The sequence below is a fragment of the Peptoniphilus phoceensis genome (assembly GCF_001517665.2).
GTDB lineage: Bacteria > Bacillota > Clostridia > Tissierellales > Peptoniphilaceae > Peptoniphilus_A > Peptoniphilus_A timonensis.
This window is the reverse complement of the sequence record NZ_LN999809.1, coordinates 810,846-829,032: the sequence shown is the minus strand read 5'-3', so window position 1 is coordinate 829,032 and position 18,187 is coordinate 810,846. Positions and strand designations below refer to the sequence as shown.

Annotated in this window: 13 protein-coding genes; 10 read left to right on the top strand and 3 right to left on the bottom strand. The window is 32.9% G+C overall.

Annotated elements, in window-relative coordinates; all coding sequences use genetic code 11:
• Positions 1 to 48: 48 nt before the first annotated feature.
• Positions 49 to 1,464 carry a Na+/H+ antiporter NhaC gene (nhaC, locus tag BN3657_RS08245; protein WP_062552520.1) on the bottom strand — a complete coding sequence of 472 codons (1,416 nt, stop codon included), beginning with the start codon at positions 1,462 to 1,464 and terminating at the stop codon, positions 49 to 51.
• A 113-nt stretch (positions 1,465 to 1,577) separates the two neighbouring features.
• On the opposite strand from nhaC (BN3657_RS08245), the gene BN3657_RS08240 reads away from it, so the two are divergent.
• On the top strand, positions 1,578 to 2,087 hold the full coding sequence (locus tag BN3657_RS08240; protein WP_062552519.1) for an adenine phosphoribosyltransferase: 510 nt from the start codon (positions 1,578 to 1,580) through the stop codon (positions 2,085 to 2,087).
• A gap of 58 nt (positions 2,088 to 2,145) precedes the next feature.
• Here BN3657_RS08240 and BN3657_RS08235 read toward each other — a convergent pair whose 3' ends face one another.
• Positions 2,146 to 2,634, bottom strand: a complete 489-nt coding sequence (locus BN3657_RS08235; RefSeq protein ID WP_062552518.1) for an LURP-one-related/scramblase family protein — start codon at positions 2,632 to 2,634, stop codon at positions 2,146 to 2,148.
• Positions 2,635 to 2,755: 121 nt separating this feature from the next.
• Positions 2,756 to 4,747, bottom strand: coding sequence for a urocanate hydratase (locus tag BN3657_RS08230; RefSeq protein WP_407675505.1), 1,992 nt, complete (start codon positions 4,745 to 4,747; stop codon positions 2,756 to 2,758).
• 386 nt (positions 4,748 to 5,133) lie between these two features.
• Between BN3657_RS08230 and BN3657_RS08225 the strand changes: the two genes are divergently transcribed.
• The 9 genes from BN3657_RS08225 to BN3657_RS08185 all read left to right on the top strand — a co-directional run bounded on the left by BN3657_RS08225 (position 5,134) and on the right by BN3657_RS08185 (position 18,121).
• Positions 5,134 to 5,364, top strand: a complete 231-nt coding sequence (locus BN3657_RS08225; RefSeq protein WP_062552516.1) for a hypothetical protein — start codon at positions 5,134 to 5,136, stop codon at positions 5,362 to 5,364.
• Positions 5,365 to 5,523: 159 nt separating this feature from the next.
• On the top strand, positions 5,524 to 6,789 hold the full coding sequence (gene hutI / locus BN3657_RS08220; RefSeq protein ID WP_062552515.1) for an imidazolonepropionase: 1,266 nt from the start codon (positions 5,524 to 5,526) through the stop codon (positions 6,787 to 6,789).
• 571 nt (positions 6,790 to 7,360) lie between these two features.
• Positions 7,361 to 8,896, top strand: a complete 1,536-nt coding sequence (nhaC, locus tag BN3657_RS08215; RefSeq protein WP_062552514.1) for a Na+/H+ antiporter NhaC — start codon at positions 7,361 to 7,363, stop codon at positions 8,894 to 8,896.
• A gap of 41 nt (positions 8,897 to 8,937) precedes the next feature.
• A complete protein-coding gene (locus tag BN3657_RS08210) occupies positions 8,938 to 9,453 on the top strand; it encodes a hypothetical protein (protein WP_062552513.1) in 516 nt (171 codons plus the stop codon).
• Positions 9,454 to 9,912: 459 nt separating this feature from the next.
• The gene (locus BN3657_RS08205; RefSeq protein WP_062552512.1) at positions 9,913 to 11,514 is read left to right on the top strand and encodes a gamma-glutamyltransferase family protein; all 1,602 of its coding nucleotides are present in this window, start codon (positions 9,913 to 9,915) and stop codon (positions 11,512 to 11,514) included.
• 11 nt (positions 11,515 to 11,525) lie between these two features.
• Positions 11,526 to 13,517, top strand: a complete 1,992-nt coding sequence (uvrB, locus tag BN3657_RS08200; RefSeq protein ID WP_062552511.1) for an excinuclease ABC subunit UvrB — start codon at positions 11,526 to 11,528, stop codon at positions 13,515 to 13,517.
• A gap of 12 nt (positions 13,518 to 13,529) precedes the next feature.
• A complete protein-coding gene (gene uvrA, locus BN3657_RS08195) occupies positions 13,530 to 16,346 on the top strand; it encodes an excinuclease ABC subunit UvrA (protein WP_062552510.1) in 2,817 nt (938 codons plus the stop codon).
• A 1-nt stretch (position 16,347) separates the two neighbouring features.
• Positions 16,348 to 17,151, top strand: a complete 804-nt coding sequence (locus BN3657_RS08190; protein ID WP_062552509.1) for a L,D-transpeptidase — start codon at positions 16,348 to 16,350, stop codon at positions 17,149 to 17,151.
• A 112-nt stretch (positions 17,152 to 17,263) separates the two neighbouring features.
• Positions 17,264 to 18,121, top strand: a complete 858-nt coding sequence (locus BN3657_RS08185) for a transporter substrate-binding domain-containing protein (protein ID WP_074017855.1) — start codon at positions 17,264 to 17,266, stop codon at positions 18,119 to 18,121.
• Positions 18,122 to 18,187: the final 66 nt, after the last annotated feature.

The following is an 18,187-nucleotide window of genomic DNA, read 5'->3' as shown; positions in this document are numbered from 1 at the left end:
AGAATCTTTATGTGAAAATATATAAAAGTTTTCTTTATAATTTATATTTTATTTTGAATTTGCATCTAACTTATATTTATTAACTTCTATTGCCACAACAATTACTTGAACAAGGGGCATTAACAAATTAAAAACTAGGAAAGGAAGATAGTGAACAGTGGATACTCCGAGAACAGTGGACATATAAGTTCCACAAGTATTCCAAGGTATCATGGCAGATGTCACAGTTCCTCCTGATTCTAGAGTTGATGACAACAATACTGGGTCAAGATTTCTTTCCTTATATTCATTTTTAAACATTCTGCCAGGAACAACAATAGAGATGTACTGTTCAGGCATAGTTGCATTTGTAAATAGGCAAGTTAAAATTGTAGAAATTACAAGTCCAACTAGTGATTTTACCTTGTGAAGGAATTTTTTTACAATGGCTTCAAGGATTCCTGTTTCTTCAGCAATTCCACCAAACATCATGGCGATTATTGTAAGAGAAATGGAAGACATCATGTTGTTTAGTCCACCTGTAGTTAAAAGTTTATCCACTGCTTCAAGCCCAGTATTTGAAACAAAACCATTTAGACCTGCTGATAAAATATCCCCAAAATTTATATCTTGATAAATTGGTCCCAAGATAGCAGCGATAATTATGCCGAGAGTTATCCCAGGAACTGCTGGAAGTTTTTTAGCAATAGAAATTATTACAACTATAGGAGCCAGCAATAGAACTGGAGTAATTGTAAAATTATCCTTTAGTCCCTTTGCAATTACACTTACATTAGATAAGTCTGCAGAAGACCCCTTATATTTAATAGATAAGATCCCAAAAATTATTAGAGTTAAGGCATAGGCAATAATTGTTGGTTTAAACATAGATTTTATGTGAGTAAATACGTCTGTACCTGCCATAGCTGGTGCAAGATTAGTCGTATCAGATAGGGGACTCATTTTGTCGCCAAAATAAGCTCCAGATAAAACTGCTCCTGCAGTGATAGGTGCGGGAATGCCAAGTCCACTTGCAATTCCCATAAGGGCAATACCCATAGTCCCAGCAGTACCCCAACTTGTGCCAGTAGCAAGAGAAGTGATTGATGTAATTATAACTGTGGCTATTAAAAAAATAGAGGGTCTTAAAATCATAAGACCATAGTAAATCATTGTTGGCACAACGCCTGCTAAAATCCACACACCAATTAAAACTCCAATTATTGCCAAGATAATTATGGACTGCATAGCTTGAGAAATTCCTTTTATCATGGAGTTTTCAATAAACTTCCAAGAGTAGCCGATTTTAAGTGCAACAAGAGATGCTATTAATACCCCAATTAACATGGGTATGTGAGGACTCTCTTTATATTTTATTATGCTGATAAACATAATTATAGTGAGGGATAAAAAGGTGAAAATTGCTTCGCCAAAGCTAGCTTTTCTCACTTCTTTTTCATATTTATTACAATCTTTTTTCTTCATAATTCACCTCTGGATAAATTCCAAAATTTAACATATTATACCATTAAAATTACTTTATTAAAAGTTTTTATTGGCTTACAAAGATGGTATACTATAATGGAATGGGGGAAATTATGGAATTAAAAGATACAATTCGTGCAATTGAAGATTATCCAAAAGAGGGAGTTATTTTTAGGGACATCACAACTCTTTTAAAGGATAAAGATGCCTTCAAAAAAGCAGTAGATGAAATGGCAGAAAAAATTGACAGTGATGTGGACAAGATAATAGGAATTGAAGCGAGAGGTTTTATCTTTGGTGCAGCTCTTGCTTACAAACTAAATAAGGGATTTATACCAGTTAGAAAACCAGGTAAACTTCCTTGGGACAAGTTAAGTGAATCCTATGACCTTGAATACGGCGAAGATTCAATTGAAATCCATGAAGATGCTATAGATCCAGGAGAAAAGATCGTAATAGTTGATGATTTGCTTGCAACTGGAGGAACTTCAAAGGCTTGCCTAAAGCTTGTTGAAAGTTTGAAGGGCGAAGTATCAGCTTTAGTTTTCTTGGCAGAACTTGAAGGACTAAAGGGAAGAGAAGTCCTTGAAGGCGAAAAAGTTTATTCAGTTATAAAATATTAATTAAAAAACATCTGCGAGAAATTTTCTTACAGATGTTTTTTTGTGAATATATTTAATTTTAATTTCTTTTTTTTGCTGTGTCCTTAATATTATTTACGCAAAGGGTGAGGGCAAGAAGTACCTCAGTGTATTTTTCGTTATGAACTGTGAGTTTGTAAGTGTCAGCCAAGGCAAAGAAAGTTTTTTCGATTTCTCCAATTAGTTCATCCTCTTTAAAAATATTAAAGTTAAGGTCTGGAAATGCACCCTCTAATCTAAGTTTTTCACCTTCATAATCTATGTCGATTGTCCTAACTAGAAAGCTAATTTTTGATTCCACCCTCATGAACTTGCCGTCAGAAAAATTAACATTAAACTTTTGAAGGAGGGAGAAGAGTTCCTTTTCAATTTTTAAAATCTCAATTCCATCTATATCAGAAATTTTCACATCATAGCCAATGAGTGTGAAATATTGGTCTACATAATAAACTTCTCTTCCATCATCATCTAAGATGGGGTAGTGGTCTGTAATCTTAAAAAGATTTTCTTTAAAGTAATAATTTTTCATAGTTCACCTCTTTATGAGTAGATTATACCATGAATTTTTTACATTTATAATTTATAAAAATAAAAGAAATAGACATAAAAAAAGCCCCACAGTTTCCTGCAGGGCAATTTAAGATTATTTATTAGTCGATATTAAGTGAATCAACAGCATTATCAATTAATTCGTCCTTAACAAGGTAAGGAAGTGTAATGTGTCCGAATTCATTATCTTCGTTAAATTCTTTAGAAACTTCAATTGCGTGATCATTTCTAGCCCAGTTACGTCTAGCAACACCACTCATTACGTCCCAAGTAAGTGAAAGTTTGATGATTTCGTCAACCATTTCAGATCCGTCAAGTACTAGACCAAATCCACCATTGATTGATTTACCAATACCAACTCCACCACCGTTGTGAAGAGCAACAAGAGACATACCTCTTGCACAGTTACCTGCGAAACATTGAGTAGCCATGTCAGCCATTACATTAGATCCATCTTTAATGTTAGATGTTTCTCTGAATGGTGAGTCTGTACCAGATACATCGTGGTGGTCACGACCCATCATAACAGGACCAATCTTTCCTTCTCTAACAAGTTCGTTGAATTTAAGAGCAATGTCAACTCTACCCTTAGCATCTTGGTAAAGAATTCTTGCTTGAGTACCAACAACTAATTGGTTCTTTTCAGCGTCTCTGATCCAGATATAGTTATCCATATCTTGGTATCTTCTGTCTTTATCTATACATTCCATTGCAGCGTGGTCAGTTGCAATTAAGTCTTCGTGTTTACCACTTAGGCAAACCCATCTGAATGGTCCATATCCATAGTCAAATAGAAGTGGTCCCATGATGTCTTCTACATAAGAAGGCCAAATGAATCCGTCTTTGTCGTCTTTACCGTTCTTAGAAACTTCTTTAACTCCAGCATCGTAGATAGCCTTTAAGAAAGAGTTACCATAGTCGAAGAAGTAAGTTCCCTTAGAAGTAAGGCTCTTGATAACATCAAAGTGTTGTTTAAGAGTTTCATCAACAAGTTCACGGAATTTCTTGATGTCAGTTCTTAAAAGTTCAGTTCTTTCTTCAAAAGTAATTCCTACTGGACAGTAACCACCATTGTATGCGTTGTGGCAAGAAGTTTGGTCAGAAAGTAGGTCAATATGGATGTCATTTTTGTCCATATAGTGAAGAAGATCAACGATATTACCGTGGAAGGCAATAGAAAGAGCTTCTTTCTTTTCAAGAGCATCTTGAGCAAGCTTAACAGCTTCTTCAGGAGTTTCAGCAAGTTTCTTGATCCATCCTTGTTCAAGTCTAGTTTCAATTCTTGAAATATCAACTTCAGCGATGATAGAAACAGCACCTGCGATATCTCCGGCTTTACCTTGAGCACCACTCATTCCACCAAGTCCAGATGAAACGAATAATTTACCAGCTAAGTTATCTTTTTCGCCAAGACCAAGTTTTAATCTACCAGCGTTAAGAATAGTGTTGTAAGTTCCGTGAACAATACCTTGTGGTCCAATGTACATCCAACCACCAGCAGTCATTTGTCCGTAGTTAGCAACTCCCATTTCTTCTGCAATTTCCCAATCGTCAAGATTGTCATAAAGACCAACCATTAGACCGTTAGTGATAATAACTCTTGGAGCATTTTTTCTTGATTTAAATAGTCCAAGTGGGTGACCAGATTCCATAACAAGAGTTTCATCATCGTGCATAATTTCAAGATATTGTTTGATTAAGTTGTATTGCATCCAGTCGTGACAAACTGAACCAGTTTCTCCATAAGTTACAAGTTCATATGGATATAAAGCAACTTCAAAGTCTAAGTTGTTGTCAATCATTACTTGGAAAGCTTTTCCGGCTAAGCAATTTCCCTTGTATTCATCAATTGGTTTACCGTAAATTCTTCCTTCTGGTCTGAATCTGTATCCGTAGATTCTTCCTCTAGTAGTAAGTTCTTCTAAAAATTCAGGAATTAATTCTTCATGATATTCTTCTGGGATATATCTTAGAGCATTTCTAAGAGCAATTTTAGTTTGATCCTTTGAAAGTCTAAATCCTCTATCAGGAGCTCTTCTAATTCCTTGTTCAAAAGATTTTTTTTCTGGAAGGTTTTTGATTTGTACCTTCATAATCTTTTGAACGTCTGCGTTATGATTATTTATCACTTTTATCAACCTCCATTTATTAGACATTATAAATTAAAACTTTTAAAAAGTAAATACAAAGGGAAATTAATTTCCTGATTTTTTTATTTTTATTTATAAATGTTTTGTAAAAAAGTAAAAAGAATGTGATATTTGCTAAATATAGAGCAAGTATCACAATTATAGATGATTGATTTATCACGATAACTCATGAAATGAATCGTTTTCAAAAATTCCATATAATTATATAAAAATTAAAAAAATTATGTCATTTTAGGAAAATTTAGTATGAAAACTGAATAAAAATTTGTGATAGAATAAGAAAAAGAAGTAATTTTTTATAATTTATAAAGGAGTATAAATGGAATTATATGAAATATTTTTTTAAAATTCTCGTCTTTTTATTTGCAGCTTTTTTGATCGGTGTATGTCTAGACTATTTATTTGTTATCCAAATTTTTTCAAAAAACACTATAGAAGTAACTTTAATAGTTTTTTTTGTAATTATAATTGAGAAATTAAATAAAGTCTTGGAAAAACTTGAGAAAAATGAAAAGTATAAAGAAGACAAAGATAATGATTATAGAGACCCTAGTAAATAAAAAAAATAGTTAAATATAATTATATATCAAATAGTTTATAAACAATTAACATAATTTAAAACAAGGATTTTTGAAATTTTATTTTAGTGTTTTTTCTTTATTTTAAAATTTTCTTGGGTATAATGAAAATATAATGGATGTAAAAATTAAGGAGGAAATATGAAAGCGGATAAAATTTTAGTTAATCTTGATCAAGTTTTTTCACCTAAGGATATAGGTAGACCTCTAAGAGGCGAAGAAATGAATGAAGCCGAAATTTTAGAAAATGCTTATATCGCAATTAAAGATGGCAAAATTCTAGAAGTTGGCGAAGGAAATGGCTACGAAAATCTAAAAGATGACAATACAGAAATAGTTGATCTTACTGGAAAAGTTGCAACTCCAGGTCTTATAGATGCTCACACTCACCTAGTATATGGTGGAAGTCGTGAAAATGAATTTGCAATGAAGCTTAACGGTATGGAATATCTTGAAATTCTTGAAGCTGGTGGAGGAATTCTTTCTACATTAAAAGCTACTGAATCTGCAAGTTTTGATGAACTTTATGACAAGACAAGAGATCTTCTTGAACACATGCTTGTTCACGGTGTGACTACTGTTGAAGCTAAGAGTGGTTATGGTATTACTCTTGAAACAGAACTTAAAGAACTTGAAGTTCTTGAAAAATTAAATAAAGATTTTCCAACAGAACTTGTGAGAACTTTTATGGCAGCTCACGTAATTCATGAAAAATATAAAGACAATTCTGATGAATATGTGGACATTGTAATTGACATGATGCCAGAAGTTGCAAAGAGAAATCTTGCAGAATTCTGTGACGTATTCTGTGAAAAGGGAGTATTTACAGCAGAACAATCTGAAAGAATTTTGACAGCTGCAAAAGAACATGGCTTTAAACTAAGAATTCACTCTGATGAAATTGAAAACATTGGTGGTGTTGATGTAGCTGCAAAAGTCGGTGCAGTTTCAGCAGAACACTTAATGGTAGTAGATCAAGAAGAAATTGAAACTCTATCAAAGGCAAATGTAATTGGAAACTTACTTCCTGGAACAACTTTCTCATTAATGCTAGACACATATGCTCCAGCAAGAAAGATGCTTGAAAAGGGAATGGCAATTACACTTTGTACAGATTCAAACCCAGGATCTTGTCCAACAGCAAATCTTCAATTTATCATGCAACTTGGATGTCTTGAAATGAAGCTTACTCCAATTGAAGTTTACAATGCAGTAACTATTAACGCTGCTTATTCAGTTGATAGAGCTGAAACTATTGGATCTTTTGACAAGGGCAAGAGAGCAAATATTACAATTTTTGATGCCCACAATATTGATTACACACTTTACTTCTTTGGCACAAACCTATGTAAACAAGTTTATGTTGATGGAGAATTAGTGGTTGAAGACAGAAAATTAGTAAAATAATTTCAGGAAAATAATATAGAAATTGAAATAAGGGAGCTCCAAGCTCCTTTATTTTTTTACAAAGCTAATCTAAATTTAAAATATATTTAAAAGAAAATAATAGCTAGATGAAATTATTAAATAGAAAAATAATAATTCACCAATTAAAAAAATGTATTATGAAAACTTTATCCTAAAGAATTTATCTTAATAATGAAGAAAAAATATCTTTTAGAATAATCGGAGCATAAAAAAGAATGTAGTTTTATTGTAAATAGCATATTAAAAAAACATTATAAAATACAATTTTTCATCGCTTTTAACTAAGACCAAATAAGAGGTAAAGCATACTCTATGGCAAAGCTAGACATCCACAATACTGTATTAAATTAGCATGTAATCAAGTTAAGTTATTGTATAAAATTAAGTGTAAGATAAAATTCTTTATAAAATATAGTTGACTTATATCTTCCAGTAGAGTAAGATTAGCTTAGAAAACATTTTCAGCGATACAAAAATTTCACATAATGTATCGCCGGCATATTAAATTTTTTATGGTATGCTCGACAATATGTTTTAAGGAGGTAATTATATGAAGAACGACGGTCAAAAAGCTGTTAGACTACCTAGTTTTTTCGAAGCAATACTACCTATTATAACAATGGTAGCTCTAATGGTATATGTTTTCAAATTCAGTGATGAGGCTTATGACGCAGCTCACATGCCACTAATCATAGCACTTATAGTTACTGTAACTATTGGTGTAATTTGCGGACATACTTTTGAAGAAATGTTGTCTGGTATTATTGACAGAATAACAGCGACATTGGATGCAATTTTAATTTTACTTACTGTAGGTCTATTGGTATCATCTTTCATGATTTCAGGTACAATTCCAGCTCTTATCTATTATGGACTTGACTTTTTATCACCACAAACATTCCTACCAGTTGGTTGCTTACTTTGTGCAGTAGTTGGTTGTGCATGTGGTTCATCTTGGACTGCAACAGCAACTGTAGGTATTGCATTTATGACAATTGGTACTGGTCTTGGAATTAACCCTGCATTAACAGCAGGTATGGTAATATCTGGAGCATATGTTGGAGATAAATTCTCTCCACTATCTGATACTACTAACCTTGCAGCAGGTGTTGCTGGAACAGGTCTATTTGACCACGTTGCAGCTATGGTTTCTACAACTGGTCCTGTTTTCTTAATATCTCTTATTATTTATACTGTTTTAGGTATGAATATTGCAGGCGCTGGATATGATCCAACAATTGCTGATGGTATTAGAGAAGCAATCGCAGGTAACTTCAACGTTAACCCACTAGTTTTACTTCCAATTCTAGTTATTGTTTTAATCATGGTTCTTAGAATTCCTGGTCTTCCAGGCGTACTTGGTTCAGTTGCAGTTGGTATTATATTTGCTCTTATCTTCCAACAAAGATATTCAGTAGCAGATTTATTCTCAATCCTTCACTATGGTCCATCAATTGAAACAGGAAATGAATTCCTTGATGGTGCTCTTGCTAAAGGTGGTATGGATAACCAAATGTGGACAATCAACCTTATTATTCTTGCAGTATCCTTTGGTGGTGCTCTTGAAAAATGTGGTATCGTTGAAAAATTATTTGGTGGAATTAAGACTAAAATCAACTCTGTTGGTGGAATCGTTCTTGCTACAATGCTTACATCTATCTTCTGTGACGCAGCAATGTGTGACCAATTCCTAGGAATCGGTGTTCCTGCTCCTCTATATGATACAAAATATGATGAACTTGGTCTTGCAAGAAACATGTTATCAAGAACACTTGAAGATGCTGGTACTCTTTGGGCAGTAATGTTCCCATGGACAGCTTGTGGTGCTTACCAATTTAGAACACTTGGTGTTAACCCACTTGCATTCTTCCCATTTGCATTTGTTAACTTACTAAACCCAATTTACGCTTGCGTAACAGCATTTGCTGGTAAAAATATATTCTGGGCTGACGGATCTTATACAAATCTATTTGGTAAGACTACAATGAAGAAACAAGCTAAATCTCCAGAAGCAGCTAGAGAAATAGCTATGGCAGCTCTTGAAAGAAGAAGAGCAGAAGGAAAAGCTCCAAAACTTAGTGCTTAATTAAACTTTCCTCACTAATATTTATAGAAAGAAGTGATTATGTGTCAGAGATAAAATTGCCTTGGGATGATGACAGCGAAGCGATTAAATACGAATATGTAAATCCAAGAAAAACATTTTCTGAAAAATATGCCTATGTAGTCACTTCCGTATTAATTATTTTGGGTATTTTCACACAGTATAAGCTAACTCTTCTCTTGGCACTCTTATTATTGCTCTCACTACTTACAAAAAAGTATGTTGCAGTAACAAGTAAGGGTCTTGAGATGTGTAATGATATGAAGATCACAAAGACCAACGAAATTTGGGAATGGTCAAAAATCGATGCAATTACTTATGAGAAAAAACCTGCTGAGCCAGGTAAAATTCTTCTTTATTTTACTAAGGGAGATTTGACAAGAAGATTCTTCTTTAAAGAAGAAGATAAAGAAAGAGTTTTTGATCTAGCTCACAAATACAACAAAAAAATAAAGATTTACGATGCCCATGAATACAAAGAAAATCTAAAGAATTTCAAAAAAGAATTGAAAAAAACTAAGAGAAGATGGCAAAAGTAAATTAAATTTTTAAGAGGTTTCATTATGAAGCCTCTTTTTTGTTTGTAATTTTTTGAGAAAGAAATATATATTAAATTTAAGTTAAGATAATTATTGTAAAAGAAATTATTAAAATAAATCTAGATAAAAAATTTGACCTTTCTATTTAAAAATTCTAAATGTTGAATTATTTACTAATTAATTATAGAATTATCTTTGTTAAGAGCATTTTATTTCTAATAAAAAGCTGAGTTAAAATAAAATTTATTGAGAGAAATTTAAATAATTGTGAGATTATTATTTTAAATATAAATATTAGACAACTGGATTTTTAAAATTAAGAACATTTTTAGCAATTTTATTAATAAGAAGTTGATTTATTGAGAGAATTTGATTTATAGAAATTTTTAATCTCTTTTAATTTTTAATCTTTTTTAAAGACTTAGACACTACTTTTATGTAAAGACAGAGGATGATTTTATGAAATTTAATTACAATGACTATCCTTATCCTTCAACAAGAAGAGTTATTTTTGGTAAGAATGGAATGGTTGCCACATCTTCAGCTTATGCTACAAGTGCAGGAGCAAAAATTCTTTTAGAAGGTGGAAATGCCATTGATGCAGCTCTAGCTACTTCTATTAGCTTGCCAGTAGTTGAGCCAACAGGAAATGGACTTGGATCCGATATGTTTGCTTTAATTTATTTTGAAGGAAAGCTTTATGGCATAAATGCTAGTGGAAGAAGTCCTGAAAATATTTCTATTGAAAGATTAAGGGAAAAGGGCTATGATAAAATGCCTAGCTGTGGAGTGAATGTAATTAACACACCTGGATTTATTGGCGGTTTCATGAAAATTTACAAGGACTTTGCCACTGTGGGTCTTGATAAAATTTTTGAATCTGCAATTTCTTATGCAGAAGAGGGTTTTGCAGTTACTCCGCAAATTGCCAAACTTTGGGGAGAAAGTGTAGACAAATATAAAAAATTAAATAGAAGTGAATTTGATGAGTTTTTTAAAACTTTTACTATGAATGGAAGAGCTCCAAAGGCAGGAGAAGTTTTTAAATGTCCTGACATGGCAGAAACTCTTAGAGAAATAAGAGATAGCAAGGGAGAATCTTTTTATAAGGGAAATCTGGGACAAAAAATTGCAAAAGAAGTTGAAAGACTTGGAGGTTTTTTAAGTTTAAAAGATTTAAAAAATTATGAAGCGAGATATGTCAAGCCAATTTCTACTAATTATAGGGGAATAGATATTTGGGAAATCCCACCTAATGGGCATGGGATTTCTGTCTTGATGGCATTAAATATTTTATCTGAAATGGATTTAAAGGATAGAAATGATCCACAGACTCTTCATAAAATTATTGAAGCTATAAAATTATCTTTAACTGATGCAAAATCTTATGTGGCAGATCCAGAAAAGATGAAAATAAAAATTCAAGAACTTTTATCAGATGAATATGCGGATAAAAGAAGAAGTGAAATTAAGGATTTTGCAATTCTTCCAGAGCCTTACAAGATAAATTCTTCTGACACAGTTTATTTTGCCACTGCAGATAAATATGGAAATATGGTTTCCATGATTCAGTCAAACTATGCTGGATTTGGATCTGGTATTGTTGTGCCAGGAACTGGGATTTCTTTAAATAATAGGATAGAAAATTTTTATTTTGAAGGTGGACTTGTAAATTCACTTGAAGGAGGAAAACTTCCTTATCACACAATAATCCCTGGATTTATGACTAAGGATAAGGAGGCTCTTGGAGCCTTTGGCATTATGGGTGCCTTTATGCAGCCTCAAGCTCATGTTCAAGTTTTGACTAATATGATAGATTTTAATTTAAATCCTCAAGCAGCCCTTGATGCTCCGAGAATTATGTGGACTGAAGGCAAAAAAATTCAAGTAGAAGCTGACTTTGACCCTAAAATAATAGCTGAACTTAAAAATTTTGGTCATAATGTTGAAATAGTAAATGATTACAAAAGCATGGGTAGAGGTCAAATTATTTTGAAGAAAGACGACGTTTATATTGGTGGAACAGAAAAGAGAACGGACTCCAATATTTTTTCTTTTTAGTAGGTGATTATGTGAAATTTAAAATTCATTCAGAATATAAACCCACAGGGGATCAACCTCAGGCTATTGAAAAATTAGCTGAAGGTATAAAAAAAGGCTACAAGCATCAAAATCTTTTAGGTGTAACTGGTTCTGGAAAGACTTTTACTATGGCAAATGTTATAGAAAAAGTTCAAAAACCAACTCTTGTTATTGCCCACAACAAGACTCTTGCTTATCAATTGTGTTCAGAGTTAAAAGAATTTTTCCCAGAAAATGCTGTGGAATTTTTTGTATCTTATTATGATTATTATCAACCAGAAGCCTATGTTCCTGGGACTGATACTTTTATAGAAAAAGATTCTTCAATCAATGATGAAATAGATAAACTGCGCCACTCTGCGACTATGTCACTTTTTGAGAGAAAGGACGTAATTATTGTTGCTTCAGTTTCTTGTATCTATGGTTTAGGAGACCCAATTGACTATGAAAAATTGGCGATTTCTCTTAGACCTGGCATGATTAAGGATAGAAATGATGTCATGAGCAAATTAGTTGACATCCAATATGTGAGAAATGATTATGAATTTAAACGTGGAACTTTTAGAGTTCGTGGAGATATTTTAGAAATTTTCCCAGCTTCATCATCAGAAAATTCTATTCGTGTAGAATTTTTTGGAGATGAAATAGATAGGATAACAGAAGTAAATGCCTTGACAGGGCAAGTTTTAAATTATCTAAATCACGCCTATATAACTCCTGCGTCCCACTTTGCAACGTCAGAAGAAAAGGTAAAGAGGGCTATTGTGACAATAGAAGAAGAACTTGAAGAAAGATTAAAAGTTTTAAAGGATCAAGAAAAACTTTTGGAAGCTCAAAGACTTGAACAGAGAACGAGATATGATTTAGAAATGCTATCTGAAATGGGATTTTGTTCTGGAATCGAAAATTATTCTAGACACTTGTCTGGAAGAGAGCCAGGTTCAAGACCTTATACTCTTATAGATTATTTTCCAAAAGATTTTCTCACTATAATAGATGAATCTCACCAAACAATTCCACAAATTAGAGGTATGTATAATGGAGATAGAGCTCGTAAAGAAACTCTTGTGGATTATGGATTTAGACTGCCATCAGCCTTAGATAATAGACCACTTAGGTTTAATGAGTTTGAAGACATGATGAACCAATGCGTCTATGTTTCAGCAACGCCAGGACCTTATGAATTAGAACATACAGAACAAGAAGTTGAACAAATTATTAGACCTACTGGACTTCTCGATCCAGTAATTGAAGTTAGACCAATTAAAAATCAAATTGATGATATTATAAATGAAATTAATGGAGCAATTGAAAGAGAAGAGAGAGTTTTAATCACAACCCTTACAAAGAGAATGTCAGAAGATTTATCAAGACATTTAAAAGAAATTGGGTATAAAGTAACTTACATGCACTCTGATGTAGATACTTTGGAAAGAATGAAAATAATAAGAGATCTTAGACTTGGAAAAGTCGATGTACTTGTTGGGATAAACCTCTTGAGAGAGGGGCTGGATTTGCCAGAGGTTTCTAGGGTTTGCATTTTAGATGCAGACAAGGAAGGTTTCCTTCGTTCTGTCACATCACTTATTCAAACTGCAGGACGTGCAGCGAGAAATGCTGAGGGAAAAGTTATTATGTATGCAGATACAATAACTCCTTCTATGAAAGTAACTATTGACGAAACTTCTAGGAGAAGGAAAATCCAAGAAGAATACAATAAGGAACATAATATTACTCCAAAAACTATAGTTAAAAGTGTTCGTGAGGTAATAAATACCGCCATTGCTGCAGAAGATAGCATAGACTTTGAAGATATAAAAGACGAAGAAAATGAATTTACTAAAGATGAAATTAACGAAATGATAAATGCCCTAAAACCTGAAATGTATAGGGCAGCAGAAGAACTTGATTTTGAAAAAGCTGCTGAAATTAGGGACAAGATAAAGGATTTAAGAGAGAAGAAAAAATCTGCAATCCTTTAAAGAGGTGTTATATTGAAAGACGAAATAATAGTAAAGGGAGCTAGGGTCAACAACTTAAAAAATGTTGATCTTAATATTCCTAGAAATAAATTTGTAGTTTTTACAGGACTTTCTGGATCGGGCAAGTCTTCCCTTGCCTTCGATACAATTTATGCAGAAGGTCAAAGAAGGTATGTTGAATCACTTTCTTCCTATGCAAGACAATTCTTGGGACAAATGGATAAACCAGAAGTTGACTATATCGAAGGTATGAGTCCATCTATTTCTATTGATCAAAAAACCACATCAAAAAACCCAAGGTCAACTGTAGGGACAGTTACAGAAATTTATGATTATCTAAGACTTTTGTATGCAAGAGTCGGTCATGCCTTCTGTCCAGAATGTGGAAAAGAAATTTCTTCTTATACCATAGATCAAATGGTAGATGAAATTATGAAACTAGATGAGAGGACGAAAATTCAAATTCTATCTCCTCTTGTAAGGCATAGAAAGGGTCAACACAAAAAAGTTTTTGAAAAAATAAAAAAAGAAGGCTTTTTGAGAATTGTAGTTGATGGAGAAATGCGTGATATTGGCGAAGAAATTGAACTTGAAAAAAATAAGTATCACGATATTGATATTGTAATAGATAGAATTATTATAAAGGAAAAAATAGAATCCAGACTTGCTGACTCCTTAGAAATTGCCACAAATTTAAGTGATGGAATAGCTAAAGTAAATGTAATTGATGGGGATGACATGATTTTTTCTACAAAATTCGCCTGTCCTCATTGCAATATAATTATAGAAGAAGTTACTCCAAGATCATTTTCCTTTAATTCTCCTATGGGAGCCTGTGAGGAATGTAAGGGTTTGGGATTTTCTAAAGAAGTTTCAAAAGATTTAGTTATTCCAAACAAGGAACTTTCAATAGATGAAGGTGCCATTGCCTGCTATTCTAACTCTAAGGGAACTTATTATTATGAAATAATTTCTCAAATTGCTAAAAAATTTAATTTCTCAACTAAGGAGCCTATAAAAAATGCACCAGAAGAATTTTTGAATGCAATTTTTAATGGCTATAAGGGAAAGTTAAACTTTTCTTTTAATTCTTATTTTTCTGGAGAAAAAAAATATTCAGGAGGATTTGAAGGAATTTTAAAAAATCTAAAGAGGAGATACACTGAATCAAGTTCTGACAGAATGCTAGATAAAATTGACGAATTTATGGAAGAAGTTCCTTGTCCAAAGTGTCATGGATCAAGACTTAGAGATTCATCTCTTGCCATAAAAGTTGGAGGATTAAATATTTTTGAGTTGACAGAACTTTCTATAGATAAATCCCTTGAGTTTTTTAACAACTTAGAATTTACAAAAAATGAAATGATAATTGCAGAAGAACTTTTAAAGGAAATAAAATCTAGACTTGAATTTTTAGTAAATGTGGGTCTTGAATATCTTTCCCTATCTAGAATGGCTGGGACCTTATCTGGTGGAGAAGCACAGAGAATTAGACTTGCAACTCAAATTGGTTCTCAACTTGTTGGTGTAATCTATGTTCTCGATGAACCAAGTATTGGACTTCATCAAAGGGACAATGCAAAACTTCTTGAATCACTTAGAAATCTTACTGATATTGGAAATACACTAATTGTTGTTGAACATGACGAAGACACAATGTTTGCTGCTGATGAAATTGTGGATATTGGACCTCTTGCCGGTGTAGGTGGTGGAAGGATTGTTGCACAAGGAACTGCAGAAGAAATTATGGATGTTCAGGAATCCATTACTGGAGCATATTTAAGTGGAAGAAAGAAAATTGAAGTTCCCAAAAAAAGAAGAGATTATACTGGTAAATCTATAAAAGTTATAGGAGCTAGTGAAAATAATTTAAAAAATGTTGATGTAGAATTTCCTCTTGGACAATTTGTATGTGTAACTGGTGTTTCTGGATCAGGTAAGTCCTCTCTTGTAAATGAAATTTTATACAAGAGCCTTGCTCAAAAAATAAATAAATCTAGGATAAAACCAGGGAAACACAAGGCCATAGAAGGCTTAGATAATATTGATAAAATAGTTGATATAGATCAATCTCCAATTGGAAGAACTCCAAGATCAAATCCTGCCACATACACAGGAGCTTTTGATATAATAAGAGATGTCTTTGCAAATACTAATGAAGCAAAGATGCGTGGCTATAAAAAGGGAAGATTTTCTTTTAACGTCAAGGGTGGAAGATGTGAAGCCTGCAAGGGTGATGGAATCTTAAAAGTTGAAATGCACTTTTTATCTGATGTCTATGTGCCTTGCGAAGTTTGTCACGGAAAGAGATACAATCGTGAAACCCTTGAAGTTAAATACAAGGGCAAAAATATTTACGATGTTTTAGATATGACAGTGGAAGAGGCAATTGACTTTTTCCAAAATCATGAGAGAGTTCTTAGAAAATTAGAAACCCTAAGAGATGTTGGACTTTCATATATAAAACTAGGTCAAAGTTCTACACTTTTATCTGGTGGAGAAGCTCAAAGAATAAAACTTGCAACAGAACTTTCTAAGAGAGCAACAGGTAGAACTCTTTATATTCTAGATGAACCAACTACTGGACTTCATTCAGAAGATGTAAATAAATTAATAAAAGTCTTGGAAGAACTTGTAGACAGGGGAAACACAGTCATTACAATTGAGCATAATCTCGATGTAATAAAATGTGCCGATCATATTATTGATCTTGGACCTGAAGGTGGAGAAGGTGGAGGACAAATTTTATTCACTGGAAGACCTGAAGAAATAGTTAAGTGCAAGAATTCTTATACAGGACAATTTTTAAAGGATAAATTGGAGGGCTAATTTGAATAAAATAAAAAAAATAGGAGTTTTTATTTTGGCTGCAAGTCTTTTGCCAAATTTTGTTTTTGCCAAAGGCTTTGTAAGACAAAATAATTTTATGGATAAAGCTGGAGTCGAGAGAAGAGATGAGTTAAAAAGATGGCAGGCTAAGATGAATCTTCCTGTAACTGGTGATTTAAATGAAAAGACAAATCAAGCTCTTCATACAGAAAATTATGAAGTTTATGATATGGTCACAAATCCACCAACTAAGGGAAACTGGATTGTTGTAAATAAATCTAGAAGAACCCTAACTCTTTACAAGGGAGATAAGTCTATTGGAAAGTACCCTGTAACTCTTGGGACAAATGCAACACCAACACCATCTGGAAAGGGAAAAATTCAAAACAAACACAAAAATCCCGCTTGGGGTGGCATGGGAGGAAAGTACACCCCAGTTGCAGCAGATGATCCAAAAAATCCACTTGGCGAAAGATGGATGGGAATAAGATTAAGTGGTTTTAACGGATATGGAATTCATGGAAATATAAAACCTCATCAAATTGGAGGCTACTATTCCAATGGTTGTATTAGACTATTTAACTACGATGTGGAAAATTATGTTTTTCCAAATGTAAATGTTGGAAATCCAGTTTGGCTTGGAACAGATAATGAACTTGAATCTTGGGGAGTTTATCAATATTCAAGAGTAAAGAAAAATAACCCTCCTGAAGTTAATAAAGCTCTTCCAAAAGAAAAACCGGCTGAAGAAAAAATTATAAATCCAATAGAAGAAACTCCAGCAGAGGATCTTTTAGAATTTTAATTTAATAAAGTGGACTTAAAACATTGAAATTCGTTGTTTTTTGAGTTATAATGTTTTTTAAAATTAACGAAAAAGTTATAGAGAGCTACTTTTGTTAAAATAGGAGGAAATTATGAAAAAGAAATTTTTAAATATTGCTATTATTGCAATAACAGCCCTGTTATTATTTGGCTGTGGTAAAAAAGAAGAAAAGGCAGATGAATCTGCTAAAGAAGCTGTTAAAGTAGAAGTTAAAACTACTGGACCTACAATTGACGCTATTAAAGAAAAAGGAAAATTAGTTCTTGGAACATCAGCAGACTTCCCACCAATGGAATGGACATCTTTCCAATCAGGTAAAGAAGAATTTACAGGTGTTGATATAGCACTTGCACAAGCAATTGCTGATTCACTTGGAGTTGAACTTGAAGTTAAGAACATGGCTTTCGAAGGACTTCTTGGTTCTCTTAAAGCAGGCGACGTTGACATAGTTCTTGCAGGAATGGGTGCTGACGAAGAAAGAAAGAAACAAGTTGATTTCTCTGAAGAGTATTCACAAGGTAAACAAGTTCTACTTGTAACAGAAGAAAATAAAGACAAGTACAAAACTTTTGATGACCTTAATGGAAAAATAATTGGTACACAACTTGGATCACTTCAACACAAGTTTGCAACAGAAAAATTTGGTGATAACTGCAAGGGATTTGACCTAAACAATGTTATAATCGAACAACTTAAAAACAAATCAATTGATGCAGCTTTCTTATCAGAACTTCCTGCTAAACAATTTGCTTCAATCACTGAAGGATTTGTTATTTTAGAAGACTTAGGAATTCCAGATGAAAGTGGATTTGCAGTAGCAGTTAAAAAAGGTAACGACGACTTGACAGCAGCTGTCAATGAAGTTGTCAAAGGATTAAAAGATTCAGGCCAAGTAGAAAAATGGTTTGATGAGTATATTGAATTATCTAATAAAGAGGCAATGAAATAATTAAATATTCCCTACATTAAAATGTGGGGAATTTTTATTTTATAAAATTAAAAAATAAGGGGAAAA